Raw genomic sequence first — 19131 nt, forward strand, 5'->3', positions numbered from 1 at the left:
AATCATGCGTGCGAGCAAGCCCTCGCGGCCCAAACTCAGGGCGGCCGTCGCCGCGTTGGCGGTGTTCGTCGGCGTCGGCGCCGGCCCGCTGGCCGCGCCGGCTCCGGCACACGCCGACACGGTCCGTGGTCTCCAGTGGTACCTCGACACGCTGAAGATCCCGCAGGCCCACAAGGTGACCAAGGGCAAGGGCGTCACCGTCGCGGTCATTGACAGCGGCGTCGACGCGACGCTGCCCGACCTGCGGGGCCAGATCCTGCCGGGCAAGGGCGTCAGCTCCGGCACGGCCGCCGACGGCCGGCGCGACGACGACAAGAAGCTGGCACACGGCACGGCCATGGCGGGGATCATCGTGTCCCGGGGCGGCGGCGTGATGCGGCACCTGGGCATCGCACCGGAGGCCCGGGTGCTTCCGGTCGCGCTCGGTACGCCCTTCGACTCGGCGGACGTGGCGCAGGGCATCCGGTGGGCGGCCGACGCGGGCGCCGACGTGATCAACCTGTCGGTTGGTTCCGACGCGCAGCCCACCCCGGCTGAGGTCGCGGCCGTCCGGTACGCCCTCGACAAGGACGTCGTGCTGATCTCCTCGGCCGGCAACCGGGAGCAGGGCCAGCGGGTGATCGGCAGCCCGGCGAACATTCCCGGCGTGATCGCGGTGACCGGCCTGACGAAGAAGGGCGCGTTCTTCGCCGGGAGCGTCGACGGCCGCGAGGCCGTGCTCGCCTCGCCGATGGAGGACATCATCTCCCCCCGGCCGAAGTCGGTCTCGTCAAACGGCTACGGCCTCGCCAGCGGCACCAGCGACGCCGCCGCCATCACCTCCGGTGTGGCGGCGCTGGTCCGCGCGAAGTATCCGGACCTCGACGCGGCCAACGTGGTGAACCGGCTGATCCGCACCGCCCGCGACGAGGGCCCGGCCGGCCGCGACAACCAGTACGGCTTCGGTGCGCTCGATCCGCTCGCCGCGCTGACCCGCTCCGTGCCGGCGGTGGACGCGCACCCGTTGCTGGCCGGTGCCAGCAGCGGCGGCGGCCCGTCCGCGGGCGCGGCGAAACCCTCCGAGGACGACGGGCCGGCGGTGTCGATCAGCATGAAGAAGGGCACCGGTGCGCTGGTCCAGGGGGCGCTCTGCCTGCTGGTGCCGCTCGCGCTGCTGATCCTCGTGATCGTGCTGGTCCGCCGGTCCCGGCGTAGGACGCCCGCCGGCCCGCCCGGTAGCTCCTCGCCCGGTGGCCCGGGGGCTGGCCCGTTCGGGCCCCCGCCGCCCGGTGGCCCGCCCGGCTACCCTGCGCCCGGTCACCCTGCGCCACCCGGTTACCCGCCGCCACCCGGTTACCCGCCACCGGGCAGCCCGCAGTTCGGCGCCCCCGGCTATCCGCCATCTGGCGGTAGGCCCGCAGGCCTGCCGCAGCAGGCGCCGCCCGGCTACGGTCCACCGACCACCGGCGCACCCCACTCGTACGGTGTTCCGCCGGCACCGCAGCCCGGCCCCGCACGGCCGCCGGGCGCCGCGCCGGCGGCACCCCCACCCCCGCCGGCTCCCGGCGGACACCAGCAGTAAGCCAGATTGTCGATCGGCGACGGGGAGGAACCGATGACGGACGACCGGACGAGCCCACAGGTGGACAGGACGGACCAGCCGGAGGAGATCCGGGTGGACACTCCATACATGCCCATCAGCCCGGTGGCACCCAGCGTGCACATCAGCGGCATCACGATGGACAACGTGCAGCGGGCGCAGACCCCGTCCGGCCTGGTGCCGGGTGCGGGTGAGAGCGGCGACAACACGGAGTGGGACGCGTCCAGCCTGGACAGCGCCATCGAGTGGCTGGAGTCGCACGCCTCGTTTGTCAACAAGCAGTCGTACACGATGGTCGAGATCCAGGATCGGATGGGCGGCACCGCGGCGGCGAGCGGCATGAACGCCGCGGGCGGGGCGTCGAGCCCACTGGGCGCGTTCGACCGCGCGGGCGACCTGGCCCGCAAGCACGGCAGTCTCTTCACCAGCACGCAGCAGAACGTGCGCAAGCTCGCCGAAGACCTCTACGCGGCCGCCAAGGCGCTGCGTGAGGTCAAGGAAAACTACGAAACGGCAGAGAAGGCCAACGCCATGTCGGCACAAGAGATGGAGCGCGCCTTCAGCCAGGCCTCCAGCGGATCCAACGGCTGAACGGAGGGGTGACAGATGCCGAGCTGGGAAGAGATGTGCCAGCAGATCGTGGTCGCGGGCAGGCCGGGTGACGTGACCAGTGCCGCCCTGGGCTGGGAGCAACTGCTGAAGAACCTGAACTCCGTGAAGGAGAGCCTGGAGAAGAACGTCACCGACCTCGGTGAGGTCTGGAAGGGCCCGGCGTACGAGTCCTTCAAGAACCACGTCAAGCAGATCGCCACGGCCACGGGCCGGATCGTCGAGGACGCCGAGGGCGACGGTAACCAGAACGGAATCGTCCAGTCGCTCAAGAGCGCGGCCGACAAGTTGAGCGCCGCCCAGGCCGACTTCCCCATCCCGGCGAGCTGCGTCAACGACGTGCTCGAGGCGCGCAACGGCCGCCTCGTGATCGACACCGGCCTGTTCGAGATGAAGGTGAAGCCAGACTTCCTGGGCCTGCTCGACCCGCTCACCTCGCTCGCCGACTGGATCAACGACAAGTCCGACGATGCGGCGAAGGTATACAGCCGGGTCAGCGGCGAATACACCGTGATCGACTCGGAAACACCCGGCCAGACCACCCCGGCCACCACGCAGCAGCCGGACATGAAGAAACCGGACCTCACCGGTGGTCCCGGCGCGGGCAGCCTCGGCGGCGCGCCGAGCATGGGCGGTACGCCCTCGACCGGCGGCCTGCCGGGCGGTGGGACGCCGTCGCTGAGCGGGGCCGGCACCCCCGAGTTCGGCAACCCCGGTCTCGGCAATGCCGGGGAGGGCTCCGGTGCGCACCCCGCCCTGGGCGGCCCGAAATACGACCCGCCCGGTGGTTACTCGCCGAGCACCGGCAGCCTCGCCGACGACTACGGCAGCGGTCTGGCCGGTGCGGGCGTCCCGACCGGTCCCGGCCTCGGCGGCGGTGGTGGCGGCCTGCCCGCCACCAGTGGTCTCGGCGCTGGTGGCGGCGGGCTGGGTGCCGGTGGTGGCGGGATCGGCGGCGGGGTCATTCCCGGCGGCGGTTCACTTGGCCGGCCCGTGAGCCCCAACATGGGCCCGATGATGGGCGGCGGGGGCGCGGCCGGCGCCGGCCGCAACGGCGGCCGGGGCGGCGGCAAGCTCGGTGCCGGCGGCAAGCTCGGCGCGGGCGGGATGTCGCCGATGATGGGCGGTGCGGCCGGCGGGGCCGGTCGGGGGGGCGGTGGTCGCGCGGGCGCCGCCAGCGCGGGCGCCAAGGGCGCCGGCGCGGGTGGCCGGGGCGTCGGCGGCATGGCCGGCATGGGTGGCGGCGCCGGTTACGGCGAGGACGAGGGCGCCCGCAACACCTGGCTGGAAGAGGACGAGGACGTCTGGGGCGCGGACGGCGGCGGTACGCCCGGCATCCTGCGCTGACGACGCCGACCGGGCGCCGTCCACCGCACGGTGGGCGGCGCCCGGTGCGCTGCGGGGGCGCGACACGCGGCCGGCCCACCGGTGCCGGGCCGCCCGACACGCGCCTGACACGCCGCCGGCCCACCGGTGCCGGGCAGGCCGCCCGACACGCGTCCGATGCTCCGCAGGACGGTGCGGGCGGGCGTCAGCCGGTCGTGGCGTCCGCGCCGGACGGGCGGCGGCCCGGGCGCCAGCCCCGGCGCCGGCCGCGGACCAGGATCGGCTTGACGGACAACAACAGACCGGCGACGATCGCGCCGACGGCGGCGACCCAGACCGCGACGGTGCCCTGCCAGGCCAGCGGATCCGTGGTGGGGGGCGGCGGCGGCAGCCGGCCGGCCGGCGGGTCGGTGCGGGTGCCGAGCAGCCCCGTCACCGCCCGGTAGGGGCTGACCACCCCGTAGCCGACCTCGGCGTTCTTCCCCTCGGGTGGGCTGTCCGCCGTCCGGACCAGCCGGTCGGCGACCTGCTCCGGGTCGAGGTCGGGGTGGGCGGCCCGGACCAGGGCGGCCACCCCGGAGACGTACGCGGCGGCGAAGCTGGTGCCGCCCTGGGGCTCGGCGAGATAGCCGTCGCCGCCGGGGGCCGGGCCGAGGATGTTCAGCCCGGGCGCCGCCAGGTCAACGTAGTTGCCGCTCACCGAGCTGCCCACGTGGCCGCCCTCCTCGTCCACCCCGGCGACCGCGATCACCCCCGGGTAGGCGGCCGGGAACGCGGGCCGGTCCTGCTGGTTCTCCTGCCGGTTACCGGCGGCGGCCACCACGACCACCCCCTCGTCGAGGGCGTACCGGACGGCGTCGGCCAACTCCTGGCGGTCCTGGGTCACCAGGGACAGGTTGATCACGTCGGCGCCGTTCTGCACCGACCAGCGGATCGCGGCGGCGATCTCGCCCGGCAGCCCCTCGTCGCTTGTGGTCTTGGTGTCGGGCAGGACACGTACCGGAAGGATCCTGGCCTGCGGCGCGATGCCACTGAACGACGCGCCGTTGCCCTCCTTCCCGGCGATGATGCCGGCGACGATGGTGCCGTGTCCGGCGAGGTCGCAGCGCCCCTCCTGCTGCGGCAGGCCGTTGAAGTCGCGCCCCACCCGCACCTGTCCCTTCAGGACGGGGTGGTTGGCGGAGACGCCGGAGTCGATGACCGCCACGGTGACGCCGGCGCCCCGGGAGACGGGCCAGGCCGACGAGGGTTCGAGTCTGCGCAGCGGCCATGGCATGTCGGCGGGGGCGGGGTTGCCCGGGGGGCCGCAGTTGGGGGCTGCCGCCGCGGCGGGTGACGGGGGAACGACGGCGGCGCCGAGCAGGATCGCGGCGGCTCCACTGAGGACGGCCTGAACCCCGCGTCCGGATCGGCGGGTCGGCTCGGTCCCGCCCGGTCGGAAACTCTCGCGCACGCGGTGAGATTACCGCCGCGAGGGCCGGGGGCGCGCGCCGCCGCCTCCGGCCGGAGCCGCGACCGGGAACTCGACCGGGTTTGGCCAACTGGCACCGCCGTCAGGAACGCTCGGTGACCGCCTGCTCCGGCTCGTCGGCGAAGAGGGCGAGCAGGTCACCGACCTGCCGGTCGGCTTCGGCGGGGTGCCGGAACCGCCCGGCGTGGTTGAGCGTGTATTCGTTGCGCCGGCCCACCCGGGTGCGGTTCAGGTAGCCGCCGGCCTCCAGGTCGGCGACGATCGCCTGGGCGGCCCGCTCGGTGACGCCCACCTCGTCGGCGACGTCGCGCAGCCGGGCGGTGGGGTTGCGGGCGATGGCGAGCAGCACGTGCCCGTGGTTGGTGAGGAAGGTCCAGTTGCGGGTGCTCCCGGTCTCCCCTGTCGTCGCCATGTCCGTCATCGTATGGCCCTCGCCGCGAGTTCGCTGCACGCCCTCGTGCCGGCGCGGGCCCCGCGGGGTGGGCCGTACCGCCGCCAGGGACCGGAAACACATGAAATCCATATCACGCATATCTTGACGTACCTTGCGCTGCGTGTGACGGTGGTGGCAGCCCGCGTCCGCCGTCGGCCCGGGTGACCAGGCCGTACACGTGTGGAAGCGGGTGGGCAATGAGTCGTCCCGGAGCACCAGGCACCCAACCGGGCCCGGAGCGCGCGCTCCCGGCGCCGACCGAGGGTGGCGCCCCGGTCCCCGTCGGCACGCCGCCGGCCGCCCCCACCGACCCGGGGCAGGCGCTCGCCGAGTTGCAGGCCGGCAACCGGCGGTTCGTGACCGGTGCCCCGCGCCACCCCAACCAGGACGCCGGACACCGCGCGGCGGTCGCCGACGGCCAGCACCCCTTCGCGGTGATCGTCGGCTGCTCCGACTCCCGGCTCGCCGCCGAGATCATCTTCGACCGGGGCCTCGGTGACCTGTTCGTGGTGCGCACCGCGGGCCACACCATCGGCCCCGAGGTGCTGGGCAGCGTGGAGTACGCCGTGACGGTCCTGGGCACGCCGCTGGTGGTGGTGCTCGGGCACGACTCCTGCGGGGCCGTCCAGGCGGCCCGTACGGCGGCTGCCACGGGCACCCGCCCGGTCGGGCACCTGTGCGCCGTGGTGGACGCCGTGGTGCCCAGTCTGCGCCGGGCCGCCGCCGAGGGTGTGGACGACATCGACCGGATCGTCGACATCCACATCGCGTACACCGTCGAGGCGATGCTGGGCCGGTCCGCCGTGCTCGCGGCCGAGGTGGCCGCCGGTCGCTGCGGCGTGGTCGGCATGTCGTACCGGCTGGCGGCCGGCGAGGCGCGGACGGTGGCCGCGGAGCCCGCCCGCGCACCCGCGCCGGCGGAGCCCGCCAGCGCCGCGCTCGCCTGACCGACCGCCGCCCTCGCGGCTCTCGGGCCGACGACCCGAGCCGGCTGCCCGCCTGCCGTCCGGCGCGGCCCTGCGGACGGTCCACGGCACACCGCTGCCGGGCGCGCGTCCAACACGACGCGAAAGGGCCGCCCCCGCGTCGGCGGGGCGGCCCTTTCGCGCGGGGCGTGGCTAGAGCAGTGACACGTGGACGTGGTCCGTGTGGTTCGAGGGACCGCTGTAGGACTTCCAGCCGGTCGCGGGGAACCAGATCTGCCGGTTCCAGATCACGTAGTAGATGCCGAGCAGTTCGGCGTTGCGGACCAGGAACGCGGTCAGGTCGTTGCCGTACCGGTAGGTGTCGTCGTTGTGCCAGGGGGCGAAGCCTCGGTTCTGCAGCGACCAGTCGCAGGCCCGGCCCTTCGGATGCTCGTACGGCCCGCCGGTGCGGTGGCAGCCGACGAACCGGTCGAAGCCCGCCCGCTTGACCTCCTTGTACATGTGCAGGGTGCGGGCGGTGACGCAGCCGGCGGTGGTGGGGTCGCTCTCGGTGCAGCCCTGCGGCTTCCAGTCGCCGTCGGCGGTCCGGCCCGGTGCCTGCCGGGCCACCGGTGACTCGGCGACGACCTTGCCCCCGGTGAGGCCCCTGCCGCCGACCAGCGCGAGCGCCTTCTCCGCCTCGCGCTTGCCGCGGGCCAGCTCGTTCCTCAGCTTCTGCTGCTCGCGGACCTCGGCGTCGGCCGCCAGCTTGGCCTGCTCGGCGCGGGCCTTGACCGCGTTCACCTCGGCGAGCTTCTTCGAGTTGACCAGATTGAGTTCGTCGAGGGCGGCGGCACGCCGGACGAACGAGTCGGGGTTGGCGGTGTCCAGCAGCATCGACACCGCGCCGATCCGCCCGGTCCGGTAGGACTGGGCGGCGATCTCGTTGACCTGTGGGGCCAGGAGCGCCAGCTCCGCCTGTGCGCGGCCGACCTCCAGGGCCAGCTCGCGCTGGCGCTTCTCCGACTTCTTCAGCTTGGCCTGGGACTGCACGTAAGCCCGGTTCCGGGCCTCGATCAGGTCGTCGAGCAGCTTGGGCTCGTCGTCGCCGTGCCCGGAGGGCTGGGGCGGGGTGGGTGCGGCCGCCGCCGGGAGCGGCCCGGCGAGGACCGCGAGGGCGGCGAACACGGCCACCACGGGCGTCAGCCAGCGGCGTAGGGGTGCCGTCACAGTTTTCCCTTCCATCGACCGCCGACCGGGTTAGCTGACGGGTTCGGGGCGGAAGTGGCCCCTACCGCTGTCGCGGATTCACCCCACGTGCCTGGGTCCCCGGCTCGCCTGGCGGCGATTGGGCGGCGGCACCGCAGGCGCCGCTGCGCGCCTTCGGCGGTGACCGGCAGCGAGGTTACCCGAGAGCGGGCCTGAGGATCTACGTCCCTAAGCCGACTAAATGCGTTATTTCGTAACAGCGCATGGTGACCAGTGACGCGATTATCAGGACGGACGTCCCGAATGGTCACGCTGCGCGATGTCACCATGCGGTGTCCGTGGTTCCGTCCCGTCCCGGCCGTCCGGTGGCGGTCGGCGCTTCCCCGGCGCGCGACCCGGCGAGCGCCGCCAGGGCCTCGGACCGGTCGGCCGCCGGCCGGTGCGCTGTCGCGTCGCCCCCGGCGGTGCCCGTGCCGCGCCGGCCGGCCGTGGTCACCAGGGCCGCCAGCCCCGTGGTCAGTGGTACGGCGGCGATCAGGCCGAGGGTGGCGACCGCGCTGCGGACGATCTCCTGGGCCAGGAACTCGCTGGTCAGGATCTGGGTCACCGCCCGCGAGTCGGCCGTGAGCAGGAGCAGCACCGGCAGCGAGGCGCCGGCGTACGCCAGCACGATGGTGTTCACCGTCGAGGCGATGTGCGCCCGGCCGACCCGGGTCGCCGCCCGGTAGAGCTGCGTACGCGACAGCCCGGGGTTGGCGTGCGCCAGCTCGGTGACCGTGGCGGCCTGTGTGACGGTGACGTCGTCGAGCACGCCGAGGGAACCGATGATGATCCCGGCCAGCAGCAGGCCGTGCAGGTCGACGTCGGCCTGGAGCATCGACAACGTGGTGGCGTCCTCGCTGCCGAACCCGGTCAGGTGGGTCGCGGCGGTGGCGATCGTGCCGAGGACCCCGGTCAGCACCAGGCTGCCCAGCGTGCCGAGCACGGCGACCGAGGTCTGCGCGGTCACCCCGTGGGTCAGGTAGAGCACCACGAACATGATCAGGGCGGCGCCGACGATCGCGACCAGCAGCGGCGGACTTCCGGCGCCGATGCCGGGCAGCACGAACGTCAGCAGGATGGCGAAGCTCGCCGCCAGGCCGGCCAGCGCCGCCAGCCCGCGCCACCGGCCGAAGGCGACGATCGCGGCGGCGAAGAGCGCCACGAGCCAGATCAACGGCGTGCCGCGCTGGTGCTCGGCGATGTTGTAGGTGCTGGTCGTCGGGTCGGCGGGGTCGGTGAGGACGACCAGGATGACCTCGTCGCCCACGGCGACGGTCGGCGCCCCGGGGCCGGCCGGCACCGGTGTGCGTACCTCCTGGCCGGCGTCGGGACCGTCGTCTACCCGGGCCGTGACCGTGCCGCAGGGGCCCGGCGGGCCGTCGGGACTCCCCTCCGGGATCTCCGGCGCCGGCGGGCACGGCTCGGTCACCACCCGCGTCACCGTGCCGTGGTAGCGGGGGGAGTCGGCACCGGCCGCCGGATCCGACGTGTCGCCGGGCCACAGCACCAGAGCCGCGATCAGCGTGGCGACGAAGAGGGGCACCACCGTCGCGGCGAGGATCCGCCGCACCCGCGGTGGGGCGGATCGGGTGGGGTGGGTGTGCTCGGCGCCCATCGAGTGCCTCCCAACGAATCCGGGGTGGGTTACGCGCCGGCCGGCGTCCCCACCCGGAGGTGGGTGGGCGGTTCCGCTGCCCGTGCGGGCGGGCGGGGCGGGCGGTGCGGGATCCGGAGGGCCACCGGCGAATGGTAGCCACCCCGGTATCCGGGCGCAGGTCGTGCGCGTGGTGTCGGGGCGTGGGCCACCGGCTGCCCCGCCGTCGGCGCCCGCCCGGGCGGGTGCCGCCCCGCGTGGTGGCCGCCCGGGCGGGCGGGCCGACGCGCTAGCGTGTCGGGTGTGCGGACGACGGTGCCGGCGGCGTGGGGAGCGAGGCTCCTGCTGCTCGCCTGCACGCTGCTCGGGCTGGCCGCGATGCACACCATCGGCCACGACTCGCACCCGACGGGGCATCCGGCCGCCCACGCCAACGCGCCCGCCCCGCACGCCAACGCGCCCGCCCCGCACGCCAACGCGCCCGCCGGGCCCGCCCCGCACGCGGACGCGCCCCGGCACGGCGGCACCGTCCCGTACGCCGTCGGGGTGGCTCTTCGGGACGTGGCGGGCTGCTCCGGCGGCTGCGCGGCCGAGCGGCTGCTGCCGTTCGGCGGCCCGGGCGGGGAACTGCCCGGCTGGGGTGTCTGCCTGGCCGTGCTGGGTGCCTTCGCGGTCACCCTGCTGATCGCCGCGCTGCTCTCGGCGGGCGTACGCGCCGTCGGCCCGCCGGGGCGTCGCACGGTCGGCGCCATCCCGTCGACCCGGGCCCCGCCGCCCCGGGCGGTCGGTCTGCGGCTCGCCACGGTCTCGGTGCTGCGCACGTAGGACCCCCCGACGCGGTCCGGCTCCACGCCGCTCCGCGTCCTCGTCGTGCCGCCTGCGTTCCGACACCGAAAGGCCTCAGACGTGACCACTCGTATCCTTGCGCGCCGTGCCGCCCTGGCCGGCGCCGCCCTGACCGCCGCCCTCGCGATGACCGCCTGCGGCGGCGACGACCACTCGTCCCCGGAACCGGGCCACGGCGCGCCCGGCACCGGGGGGCCGGCCGCCACGGCCACCGGGGCGGCCGCGTTCGGCGACGCCGACGCGATGTTCGCCCAGATGATGATCCCGCACCACCGGCAGGCGGTGGAGATGGCGGACCTGGCCGCGACCCGCGCGGCTGACCCGGAGGTCAAGCGGCTCGCCACGGAGATCAAGGCGGCCCAGGCGCCCGAGATCGCGACCATGAGCGGCTGGTTGGCGGCGTGGGGGCGGCCGGTGCCGTCGCCGGGAGCCGGAATGCCGCACATGGATCACGACATGCCCGGCATGATGTCCGACGCCGACATGAAGAAGCTGGCGGCGGCCTCCGGCCGGGAGTTCGACAGGCAGTTCCTGACCATGATGATCGCCCACCACGAGGGCGCGGTCACGATGGCCCGCGACGAGCAGGCCCGGGGCGTGAACGGGGAGGCCAAGGCCCTGGCCGGGCAGATCGTCAGCAGCCAGCAGGTCGAGATCGACCAGATGCGGGAGGTGCTGGGCCGCTTGTGACCGGTCGTCCCGGCGCCCCCCGTGGGGGCGCCGGGACGACGCGAGCGGGCTCGGCCGGCGGTCAGCCGCGCTTCATCAGGCGGCCGACCGCGGCCATCATCTCGGTGGCCATCTCGTCGGCCCGGCCGTCGGCCGCGCCCTCGTGCATGCAGTGCCGGGTGTGCCCGTCGAGCAGCCCGAGCGCGACCTTGTCCAGCGCGGCCTGGATCGCGGAGATCTGGGTGAGTACGTCGATGCAGTAGCGGTCGTCGTCGACCATCTTCTCGATGCCACGGACCTGCCCCTCGACGCGGCGCAGCCGCGCGAGCAGCTGATCCTTGCTGGCGGTGTAGCCCCTGGTCGGGGCGGGCGTCGGTGTGGTCATGGGGTCGAGGATAGCGTACCCCTCGGGGGTATGGTAGGTTCCTCCCTGGCCGGGATACCCCCACCGGGTACCGGTACCGAGGGCGGGAGCCCGATCGCCTCCGATTTACCCCAGGGGGGTATAGGATGGCGACGTCGAGAGGAGAGATTCCATGGTCACCACGACGTACCAGGTGCAGGGCATGACCTGCGGGCACTGCGCCAACGCCGTAAGCACCGAGGTCGGCGCGATCCCGGGCGTCAGCGACGTCCAGGTCGACGTCGCCGCCGGTCGGGTCGACGTCACCAGCGACGGCCCGTTGGACACCGACACCGTGCGCGCCGCCGTCGACGAGGCCGGCTACGACCTCGTCGGCGCCTGACGGCGGGCACGGGGAAACGAGGCACACAATGAACACGGCGACGAAGCTGAGCGGTTTCGCCCTCGGCCTCGCGGTGGTGTTCGGCGCGACGTACGGGGTCGGCCGGGTGGCCGACCCCGTGGCGCCGCCCGTCGAAGCACCGCACGACGCCACCGGGGGCCACGGGACCGACGGCGAGGCCGGACACGGGGGCGACAACGGCGCGACGGAGCGCCTGCCCGGCGGCCTGCTCGTCTCCGACCGCGGCTACACCCTGCGGCTCCTCGACGCACCCGCCGGACAGTTCACCTTCCAGGTCACCGGTTCCGACGGCCGGGCCGTCACCGCGTACGACGTGGCGCACGACAAGCGCATGCACCTGATCGTGGCCCGCCGCGACCTCTCCGGCTTCCGGCACGTGCACCCGGAGATGGCGCCGGACGGCACCTGGCGGGTCGACTCGCCGCTCGCCGGGCCCGGCGTCTGGCGGGCGTTCGCCGACTTCACCCCCACCGGTGCCGAGGCCCTGACCCTCGGCGTCGACGTGACCGTCCCCGGCGCGCTGACCGGGCGGCCCCTGCCCGCCCCGGCGACCAGCACCACGGTCGACGGCTACACGGTCACGCTCGCCGGCGCACCCGAGCCCGGCCGCACCGCCGAGCTGAACCTGACCGTGCGCCGCGACGGCCAGCCGGTCACCGACCTGGAGCCCTACCTGGGGGCGTACGGCCACCTGGTGGCGCTGCGCCAGGGCGACCTGGCGTACCTGCACGTGCACCCGAACGGCGAGCCCGGTGACGGGCGCACGGCCCCCGGCCCCGACGTGAGCTTCTCGGCCGAGGTGCCGTCGGCCGGCGCCTACCGGCTTTATCTCGACTTCAAGCACGGCGGCGTCGTGCGTACCGCCGAGTTCACAGTCGTCGCGGGCGGCCCGGCCGCGCCGACCGCCCCGGCGGCGGGCACGCCCGCCGCCACGAACTCCCCGACCGCCGACGCCAGCCATGGCGTCCCCGGTCACGGGCACGACTGACGGGACCGTGATGACGACCAGCAAGCCCCTGCCGTACGCGCCGAACCAGATAGAGCTGGTGATCGGCGGAATGACCTGCGCCTCCTGCGCCGCCCGGATCGAGAAGAAACTGAACCGGCTGGACGGGGTGACCGCCACCGTCAACTACGCCACGGAGAAGGCCACCGTCCGGTACGCCGACGAGGTCACCCCGGACGAGCTGATCTCCACGGTCGAGAAGACCGGCTACACGGCGGCCCTGCCGCCCCCGCCCACGCCCGCGGGCGGCGCACCGGCCGCCGAGCCGGTGGACGAGCTGCGCGGCCTGCGTACCCGGCTCTGGGTCTCGGCCGTGCTCACCGTGCCGGTGATCGTGCTGGCGATGGTGCCCGCCTGGCAGTTCGACTTCTGGCAGTGGCTGTCGCTGACCCTGGCCGCCCCGGTCGTGGTCTACGGCGGGCTGCCCTTCCACCGGGCCGCCTGGATCAACCTGCGGCACGGCGCGGCGACCATGGACACCCTGGTCTCGCTCGGCACCCTGGCCGCGTTCGGCTGGTCGGTGTGGGCGCTCTTCCTCGGCACCGCCGGGACACCGGGAATGACCCACCCGTTCACGCTCGCCATCGACCGCACGGACGGCGCCGGCAACATCTACCTGGAGGCGGCGGCCGGGGTGACGGTGTTCATCCTCGCCGGCCGCTACTTCGAGGCGCGGGCGAAGCGGACCGCCGGCGCGGCCCTGCGCGCCCTGCTGGAGCTGGGCGCCAGGGACGTCGCGGTGCTGCGCGGCGGCACGGAGACCCGGATCCCCGTGGACCAACTCGTCGTGGGGGACCGGTTCGTGGTCCGGCCCGGCGAGAAGATCGCCACGGACGGGGTCGTCGACGAGGGCACGTCGGCGGTCGACGCCAGCATGCTCACCGGCGAGTCCGTCCCGGTCGAGGTCGGTCCGGGCGACGCCGTGGTCGGCGCGACCGTCAACGCGGGCGGGCGGCTGGTGGTCACCGCCACCCGGATCGGCGGCGACACCCAGCTCGCCCAGATGGCCCGGCTGGTCGAGCAGGCACAGTCCGGCAAGGCGGCGGTGCAGCGCCTGGCGGACCGGATCTCCGGCGTCTTCGTGCCGATCGTGATCGCCCTCGCGGTGGGCACCCTCGGCTGGTGGTTCGGCACCGGGTCGGGCGCCACCGCCGCCTTCACCGCCGCCGTGGCGGTGCTGATCATCGCCTGCCCGTGCGCCCTCGGGCTGGCCACGCCGACCGCCCTGCTGGTCGGCACCGGCCGGGGCGCGCAGCTCGGCGTCCTGATCAAGGGGCCGGAGGTGCTGGAGTCCACGAAGCGGGTGGACACCGTGGTGCTGGACAAGACCGGCACCGTCACCACCGGCCGGATGACCCTGGTGGACGTCCTCCCGGCGGCCGGCGAGGACCGGACCGAGCTGCTCCGGCTCGCCGGGGCGCTGGAGTCCGCGTCGGAGCATCCGATCGCCCGGGCGATCGCCGCCGGGGCGGCCGAGGCGGGCGCGCTGCCGCCGGTGACCGGCTTCGCCAACACCGAGGGCATGGGCGTGCGCGGGACGGTCGACGGCCGGGAACTGCTGATCGGCCGGCCCCGACTGCTGCGCGAGCACGGCCTCGACGTGCCGGAGGAGGTCGCGCGGGCGGCGGCCGGGGCGGAGGCCGAGGGGCGGACGGCGGTGCTGGCCGGCTGGGACGGCCGGGCCCGCGGGGTCCTCGCGGTCGCCGACGTGGTCCGGCCGACGAGCCGGGCGGCGATCGGGCAGCTCCGCGCGCTGGGCCTGACGCCGGTGCTGCTGACCGGCGACAACACCCCCGTCGCCCAGGCGGTGGCCGCCGAGCTGGGCATCGACGAGGTGATCGCCGAGGTGCTGCCCGCCGACAAGGTCGACGTCGTGCGGCGGCTCCAGGACGAGGGGCGGGCGGTGGCGATGGTCGGCGACGGGGTCAACGACGCCGCCGCGCTGGCCCAGGCCGATCTCGGTCTCGCCATGGGCACGGGCACGGACGTGGCGATCGAGGCGTCCGACCTCACCCTGGTCCGGGGCGACCTGATGGCAGCCGTGGACGCGATCCGGCTCGCCCGGCGCACCCTCGGCATCATCAAGGGCAACCTGTTCTGGGCCTTCGCCTACAACGTGGCGGCCCTGCCGCTGGCCGCCGCCGGCCTGCTGAACCCGATGATCGCCGGTGCCGCGATGGCCTTCTCCTCGGTCTTCGTGGTCGCCAACAGCCTCCGGCTGCGCGGGTTCCGCCCGGTCGCCTGATTCCGGCCGGGATGTCCGCTACGAGCCGGCGGCCGTGGCCGGATGGTTGGGCGGCGGCGGAGCGGGGTACATCAGGTGGCGTACCGGCACCGCCAATCGGGAGGTTGACATGGGTTTCGACGATAAGATCAACAACACGACCGAGGACGCGGCCGGCAAGCTGAAGGAAGGCGCCGGCCGGGCCACCGACAACGAGCGGCTCGAGGCCGAGGGGCGCAACGACCAGGCCGGCGCCAAGCTCAAGCAGGCCGGCGAGAAGATCAAGGACGCCTTCAAGAGCTGACCCGCGTACGCGTCGCCACCGCCGGGTCGGCCCCCTGGGGCCGACCCGGCGGAGGGCGTGAACGGCCCGGCGTGTCCCGCGGGTGACGCCACCCGTTGACAGGACGAACGCCGCCGTCGACATCGGCCGCACCCGCGCCGTCCCGCAGGACGGTGGAGACCCCGAACGGGAGGTCCCGTGTCCCGGTCCGTCCTCTACGCCCGGCGCGCCGCCGCCGCGGTGGCGCTCGGGGTGCTGGCCGTCGGGTGCCAGGAAGCCGCGCAGGAGCAGGCCGCCCGTACCGCCGCGACCCAGCCGAGCCCGGCACCCCCGGCGAACGCCACCCTGGCCCCGGTCGCCGCGACAGCCGCCAACACCGTCGAGGTCTGCCGTCAGGCCGACCAGGTCATCCTCGCGGCCGGCCGCAAGATCGCCACCCACCCGGTCGCCGTCCCCCGCGACCGCGCCGGGGACCAGGCCGCCGACCAGCTCCGACGCGACCTCGCGGAGCTGGCCGACGACGTACGCGCGCAGGCCCGCCGCGCCGCCGACCCGCAGATCCGCGCCCTCATCGAGGAGACCGCCGACCGGATCGCCGCCGGCTCCCGGGCGCCCCGGCCCGCCGCCTGGGTGGACTCCACCTTCAGCACCATCCCCCCGGAGCTGACCCGCCACTGCCGCGCCTGACCCCGCTACTGCCGCCCCCGGCCCGCTACTGCCGCGCCCCGGCCCGCTGCCGGCCCGCCGCCGCCCCCGGCCCGCTACTGCCGCGCCCCGGCCCGCTGCCGGCCCGCCGCTGCTGCCGGCCCGCCGCTGCCGCGCCACCCGCCGGCAGTCGCGCCCCGGGCCGCCGGAACCGGTTGGCCCCGGGCCGCCGTCCGAGCCGCTCCGGGACGCGTCGGGGGGCTCCCCCACGTGTCCCTGAGATCGTCCGTCTACTGGTGACCCCACGAACGCCGGCCCGCTAACTTCCGTCCGAGGGCGACTGCCGCTCATGGCCCTCGATCCGCCGGCCGGCGGCGACGAGTCCCGACGCAGCCGGCCCCGGCCGCCGAGCCCCGACTCGGGGGACCGGCGGGGGGCGGCGTCACCGCGCCCGAGGGCGGCCCCACCGCACCGTTTTCTCGACGGAGAGGACACGTCCCGTGCCCCACCTACGCACCTCCGCCGCCCACCACGGCGACCATCCCCCTGGCCCCGGTGCCACGGACGACCCGGCTCGGCAGGACGCCGACGGGGTGGGCCCGCGCCGACGCCCCGCCCGTCTGCGGGGGCTGGCGGTCGCCGCGGCCGTCGCGGTCCTGGCGAGCGGGATGCCGTCGCCCGCGCCGGTCTCGGCCGCCCCGGCCGCCGCACTGCCGGGTATCGCCTGGCAGGCCTGCGCCGACGACCGCGACGCGCAGTGCGGCACCCTCTCGCTCCCCGTGGACTGGGACCGGCCGAGCGGGCACCGGTTCACGCTCCACCTGGCCCGCCGCGTCACCACCGACCCGGCCCGGATCGGCTCGCTGATCTTCGGCCCGGGCGGACCGGGGGACTCCGGGGTCGATCGGATCATCGCGAACGACAGGTTCAGCGAGGAGCTGCGCCGCCGGTTCGACATCGTCAGCTTCGACCCGCGCGGCATCGGCCGCAGCAACCCGGTGCGCTGCTCGGCGGAACTGCTCGGCCGGCAACCCCGGATCATCGCCGACCAGGCCCGGTTCGACGCCCTGCTGGCAGACAACGAGCTGCTGCGGGCCGACTGCCGGGCGCGGACCGGGCCGCTCTACGACCACGTCGACACCCGCAGCACCGTACGGGACCTGGACGCCGTCCGGGCGGCGCTCGGCGAGTCCCGGCTCACCTTCCACGGCAGCTCCTACGGCACCCTGCTCGGCGCGCAGTACGCAGAGGAGTTTCCGCACCGGGTGCGGGCGGCGGTGCTGGAGAGCGCCGTCGACCACAGCCTCGGCACCCGGGCGTTCCTCGACACCCAGGCCGCCGCCGCCCAGGGCTCCTTCGACGAGTTCGTCGCCTGGTGCGCCCGTACGCCGAGCTGCGCCCTGCACGGCGAGGACGTGCGCGCCGTCTGGGCCGGCCTGTTCCCCCGGGCGCAGCGGGGCGACCTGGTCGATCCGGAGGAGCCCGGCAGGACACTCACCCCGTACGACCTGAGCCGGTTCGCCCAGCACAAGCTGAAGGGCCCCGACCGGGCCGGCCTGGCCCGGCACATCGTCACCATGCGGGCGAGCCCGCCCGCCGCCGCCGGGCCCCGTGCCGCGGCCGGCCAGGAGACCGTCGTGCCGTACCCCTTCGCGGTCTTCTGCGCCGACTGGCACCTGCCCGTGCGCAGCCACCGCGAGTACGCGGCCCACCTGCGCCGGACGGCCCGGATCGCGCCCGACCTGCGCTACCCGCAGACGGTGCTGGCGATCGCGACCTGCCTCGGCACGCCGGCCCCGGTCGCCAACCCGCAGCACCGGCTCCGGGTCCGCACCGACATGCCGCTGCTGGTCGCCAACAGCCGGTACGACCCGGTGAGCGGCCACAACTGGGCGACGAACGTGTCGCGGCAGCTCGGCCGCTCCGGCGTGCTGCTCACCTACGAGGGCGCCGGGCACGGCAGCTACCTCCGGAGCCCGTGCATGGGCGCGGCGATCGACAGCTACCTGATCTCGCTCGACGTGCCCGCCGACGGCAGCAGCTGCCCGGCCGTCGCGGAGCCCGGGGTCTGACGTGGGGAGCCGGCCGGCGCGGGGCGAGCCTCAGCGCCGGCCGCGCACCTGACGCTTCGGGGCGGCGGCGGTGCCCAGCGAGGCGCGGTCGGCGGCGGAGGTGCCGGACGACCAGCCGTCGGCGTCGCGGACGGTGAGCCGACCCCGGGTGACGCCGGGGAAGAGCGTGTCGAGGCGTTCGCGCACCGCCTCGGCGCGGCTGGCGAGCACCGGCAGCAGCCGCTCGGGCCCCGCCTGCGTCGCCGCCTCCCGGTCCGCCTCCTCGGTGGCGGAGCGCAACCGCTCGCCGATCCGCAGTGCGAAGGCGTTGAGGAAGGACTCGTCGTAGTCCCGGGTCCGCCGGCCGGCGCCCTTGGCCCGCCGCTCGCCCCGGCCGCGCAGCATCGCGGCGGTGGCCTGCACCAGCAGCGAGGTGTGGAGCAGCTCGACGGCCTCCAGGTCGGCCGGCCAGCCCAGCACCGTGGTGAAACCGAGGTCGTCGGACCACACGGCCTCGCAGCGGTTCGCCGCCGCCACCTCCTGTGCCAGCAGCGCCTTCGCGCCGGCGTACGGGGGCTCGGTGCCGAGGCGCACCCCGCCGGGCCGGTCACCGTGCTCGGCCACGCCGGCCAGCAGCGCCTGGTCGATGCTGTGCCGGGCGATCAGCTCCTGGGCCTTGCCGGTCAGTGCCTCCGCCTCGGCCGGATAGGTGGTCGACTCCGCCTTGGCCAGCAGGGCCCGCACCCGGCCCAGCATCCGGGAGCCGCCGCCCGACCCGCCGGACGTGACGCCCGCACCGGACGAGCCGGGCGGCGGGCGCAGCACGGCGATGGGCGGAAGCCCCTCGACCAGGGCCAACGCGTCGACCGCCGCCCGCAGCGCGGTGAAACGGTCGCACCCGACGCGGGCCGACCAGGCGGTCAGGTGTGCCTCGTCGGTGTCCCACCACACCCCCGCGCCCAGGTCGCGGAGCTGGTCGTCCCACCACTGCGGCACCGGCCCGGTCAGGTCGCGGCGGTGCGCGGCGAGCGCGTCGGTGACCAGCCCGGCCGACGGGGGAGCGAGCCGGCGGGTGGCGAGCCGGGCAAGGTCCACCGGCTGCCAGCCGCGCTGCGCCGACCGCCCGACGCCCCCGGCCAGGCGGCGCAGGAGCGCGGCGTCCACGTCCGCCGCGCCGGCCGCGGCGCCCGTCCCGATCATCAGCCGGTCGAGCTGCCGCTCCGCGAGGCGTACGTCGGTGCCGCGCACCGCCGCCAGGGCGTCGCTGATCAGTTCCTCGGCGTCCGGCACGGCCGTTCCTCCTGGGGTCTGCTTCTCCCGCACCCGGGAAACGATCGTCGCCAACCTGCCGAAGGTACCCCCGGCCCCGCCGCGCCGGTCGCCGGGCGTGACCCGTGCCACCGGCACCCCGCCGAGCCGCGCGCATGATTCGGCCCGACCCGGGGTAGTTCGTGGTGCGACGGCACACGATG

Annotated in this window: 18 protein-coding genes and 1 riboswitch; of the genes, 12 read left to right on the top strand and 6 right to left on the bottom strand. The window is 75.2% G+C overall.

The features are described 5' to 3' along the window. Window positions 1-4 precede the first annotated feature (4 nt). From ACQ452_RS02620 to ACQ452_RS02630, 3 genes are all read left to right on the top strand, one after another. Window positions 5-1561, top strand: coding sequence for a S8 family serine peptidase (locus tag ACQ452_RS02620; RefSeq protein WP_433389423.1), 1557 nt, complete (start codon window positions 5-7; stop codon window positions 1559-1561). A 93-nt stretch (window positions 1562-1654) separates the two neighbouring features. Continuing rightward, window positions 1655-2170, top strand: coding sequence for a hypothetical protein (locus tag ACQ452_RS02625; RefSeq protein ID WP_433389424.1), 516 nt, complete (start codon window positions 1655-1657; stop codon window positions 2168-2170). A gap of 15 nt (window positions 2171-2185) precedes the next feature. Then, complete coding sequence (locus tag ACQ452_RS02630) at window positions 2186-3535, top strand: WXG100 family type VII secretion target (protein ID WP_433389425.1); 1350 nt, start codon at window positions 2186-2188, stop codon at window positions 3533-3535. Between the two features lie 184 nt (window positions 3536-3719). Here ACQ452_RS02630 and mycP read toward each other — a convergent pair whose 3' ends face one another. Then, the gene (mycP, locus tag ACQ452_RS02635) at window positions 3720-4967 is read right to left on the bottom strand and encodes a type VII secretion-associated serine protease mycosin (RefSeq protein ID WP_433389426.1); all 1248 of its coding nucleotides are present in this window, start codon (window positions 4965-4967) and stop codon (window positions 3720-3722) included. A 100-nt stretch (window positions 4968-5067) separates the two neighbouring features. Continuing rightward, window positions 5068-5406, bottom strand: coding sequence for a helix-turn-helix transcriptional regulator (locus ACQ452_RS02640; protein WP_433389427.1), 339 nt, complete (start codon window positions 5404-5406; stop codon window positions 5068-5070). A gap of 209 nt (window positions 5407-5615) precedes the next feature. Between ACQ452_RS02640 and ACQ452_RS02645 the strand changes: the two genes are divergently transcribed. Beyond that, the gene (locus ACQ452_RS02645) at window positions 5616-6365 is read left to right on the top strand and encodes a carbonic anhydrase (protein WP_433389428.1); all 750 of its coding nucleotides are present in this window, start codon (window positions 5616-5618) and stop codon (window positions 6363-6365) included. Between the two features lie 171 nt (window positions 6366-6536). Here the strand turns inward: ACQ452_RS02645 and ACQ452_RS02650 are convergent, their stop codons facing one another. Then, complete coding sequence (locus ACQ452_RS02650; protein WP_433389429.1) at window positions 6537-7553, bottom strand: coiled-coil domain-containing protein; 1017 nt, start codon at window positions 7551-7553, stop codon at window positions 6537-6539. A gap of 3 nt (window positions 7554-7556) precedes the next feature. Next, window positions 7557-7688: riboswitch (cyclic di-AMP (ydaO/yuaA leader) on the bottom strand. Between the two features lie 166 nt (window positions 7689-7854). Next, window positions 7855-9189 carry a YibE/F family protein gene (locus ACQ452_RS02655; RefSeq protein ID WP_433389430.1) on the bottom strand — a complete coding sequence of 445 codons (1335 nt, stop codon included), beginning with the start codon at window positions 9187-9189 and terminating at the stop codon, window positions 7855-7857. A gap of 282 nt (window positions 9190-9471) precedes the next feature. Between ACQ452_RS02655 and ACQ452_RS02660 the strand changes: the two genes are divergently transcribed. Next, complete coding sequence (locus tag ACQ452_RS02660) at window positions 9472-9993, top strand: hypothetical protein (RefSeq protein WP_433389431.1); 522 nt, start codon at window positions 9472-9474, stop codon at window positions 9991-9993. A gap of 147 nt (window positions 9994-10140) precedes the next feature. Continuing rightward, a complete protein-coding gene (locus tag ACQ452_RS02665; protein ID WP_433393951.1) occupies window positions 10141-10704 on the top strand; it encodes a DUF305 domain-containing protein in 564 nt (187 codons plus the stop codon). Between the two features lie 61 nt (window positions 10705-10765). On the opposite strand, the gene ACQ452_RS02670 is transcribed toward ACQ452_RS02665, so the two are convergent. After that, on the bottom strand, window positions 10766-11068 hold the full coding sequence (locus tag ACQ452_RS02670) for a metal-sensitive transcriptional regulator (RefSeq protein ID WP_433389432.1): 303 nt from the start codon (window positions 11066-11068) through the stop codon (window positions 10766-10768). A gap of 151 nt (window positions 11069-11219) precedes the next feature. Between ACQ452_RS02670 and ACQ452_RS02675 the strand changes: the two genes are divergently transcribed. The 6 genes from ACQ452_RS02675 (at window position 11220) to ACQ452_RS02700 (ending at window position 17680) form a co-directional block, all read left to right on the top strand. After that, complete coding sequence (locus ACQ452_RS02675; RefSeq protein ID WP_433389433.1) at window positions 11220-11429, top strand: heavy-metal-associated domain-containing protein; 210 nt, start codon at window positions 11220-11222, stop codon at window positions 11427-11429. A gap of 28 nt (window positions 11430-11457) precedes the next feature. Continuing rightward, window positions 11458-12438, top strand: coding sequence for a hypothetical protein (locus ACQ452_RS02680; RefSeq protein ID WP_433389434.1), 981 nt, complete (start codon window positions 11458-11460; stop codon window positions 12436-12438). Window positions 12439-12448: 10 nt separating this feature from the next. Then, complete coding sequence (locus tag ACQ452_RS02685; protein WP_433389435.1) at window positions 12449-14701, top strand: heavy metal translocating P-type ATPase; 2253 nt, start codon at window positions 12449-12451, stop codon at window positions 14699-14701. Between the two features lie 109 nt (window positions 14702-14810). Next, window positions 14811-14984 (top strand): CsbD family protein, encoded by a 174-nt coding sequence (locus ACQ452_RS02690; RefSeq protein ID WP_210833190.1) that lies wholly within the window; start codon window positions 14811-14813, stop codon window positions 14982-14984. Window positions 14985-15161: 177 nt separating this feature from the next. Then, on the top strand, window positions 15162-15650 hold the full coding sequence (locus ACQ452_RS02695; protein WP_433389436.1) for a hypothetical protein: 489 nt from the start codon (window positions 15162-15164) through the stop codon (window positions 15648-15650). Between the two features lie 458 nt (window positions 15651-16108). Then, complete coding sequence (locus tag ACQ452_RS02700) at window positions 16109-17680, top strand: alpha/beta hydrolase (protein WP_433389437.1); 1572 nt, start codon at window positions 16109-16111, stop codon at window positions 17678-17680. A gap of 30 nt (window positions 17681-17710) precedes the next feature. Here the strand turns inward: ACQ452_RS02700 and ACQ452_RS02705 are convergent, their stop codons facing one another. Beyond that, entirely contained in the window at window positions 17711-19003 is a 1293-nt protein-coding gene (locus ACQ452_RS02705; protein WP_433389438.1) for a DUF2786 domain-containing protein, read from the bottom strand. Window positions 19004-19131 lie beyond the last annotated feature (128 nt).

It is taken from the genome of Micromonospora sp. KLBMP9576 (assembly GCF_050941805.1).
Classification (GTDB): domain Bacteria; phylum Actinomycetota; class Actinomycetes; order Mycobacteriales; family Micromonosporaceae; genus Micromonospora.

Bases quoted from the DNA above. Each gene is read 5' to 3' on its own strand.
- ACQ452_RS02630 (WP_433389425.1), top strand. From the start codon at position 2,186: ATGCCGAGCTGGGAAGAGATGTGCCAGCAGATCGTGGTCGCGGGCAGG.
- ACQ452_RS02620 (WP_433389423.1), top strand. From the start codon at position 5: ATGCGTGCGAGCAAGCCCTCGCGGCCCAAACTCAGGGCGGCCGTCGCC.
- ACQ452_RS02675 (WP_433389433.1), top strand. From the start codon at position 11,220: ATGGTCACCACGACGTACCAGGTGCAGGGCATGACCTGCGGGCACTGC.
- ACQ452_RS02655 (WP_433389430.1), bottom strand. From the start codon at position 9,189: ATGGGCGCCGAGCACACCCACCCCACCCGATCCGCCCCACCGCGGGTG.
- ACQ452_RS02670 (WP_433389432.1), bottom strand. From the start codon at position 11,068: ATGACCACACCGACGCCCGCCCCGACCAGGGGCTACACCGCCAGCAAG.
- ACQ452_RS02640 (WP_433389427.1), bottom strand. From the start codon at position 5,406: ATGACGGACATGGCGACGACAGGGGAGACCGGGAGCACCCGCAACTGG.
- ACQ452_RS02665 (WP_433393951.1), top strand. From the start codon at position 10,141: ATGACCGCCTGCGGCGGCGACGACCACTCGTCCCCGGAACCGGGCCAC.
- ACQ452_RS02690 (WP_210833190.1), top strand. From the start codon at position 14,811: ATGGGTTTCGACGATAAGATCAACAACACGACCGAGGACGCGGCCGGC.
- ACQ452_RS02685 (WP_433389435.1), top strand. From the start codon at position 12,449: ATGACGACCAGCAAGCCCCTGCCGTACGCGCCGAACCAGATAGAGCTG.
- ACQ452_RS02680 (WP_433389434.1), top strand. From the start codon at position 11,458: ATGAACACGGCGACGAAGCTGAGCGGTTTCGCCCTCGGCCTCGCGGTG.
- ACQ452_RS02645 (WP_433389428.1), top strand. From the start codon at position 5,616: ATGAGTCGTCCCGGAGCACCAGGCACCCAACCGGGCCCGGAGCGCGCG.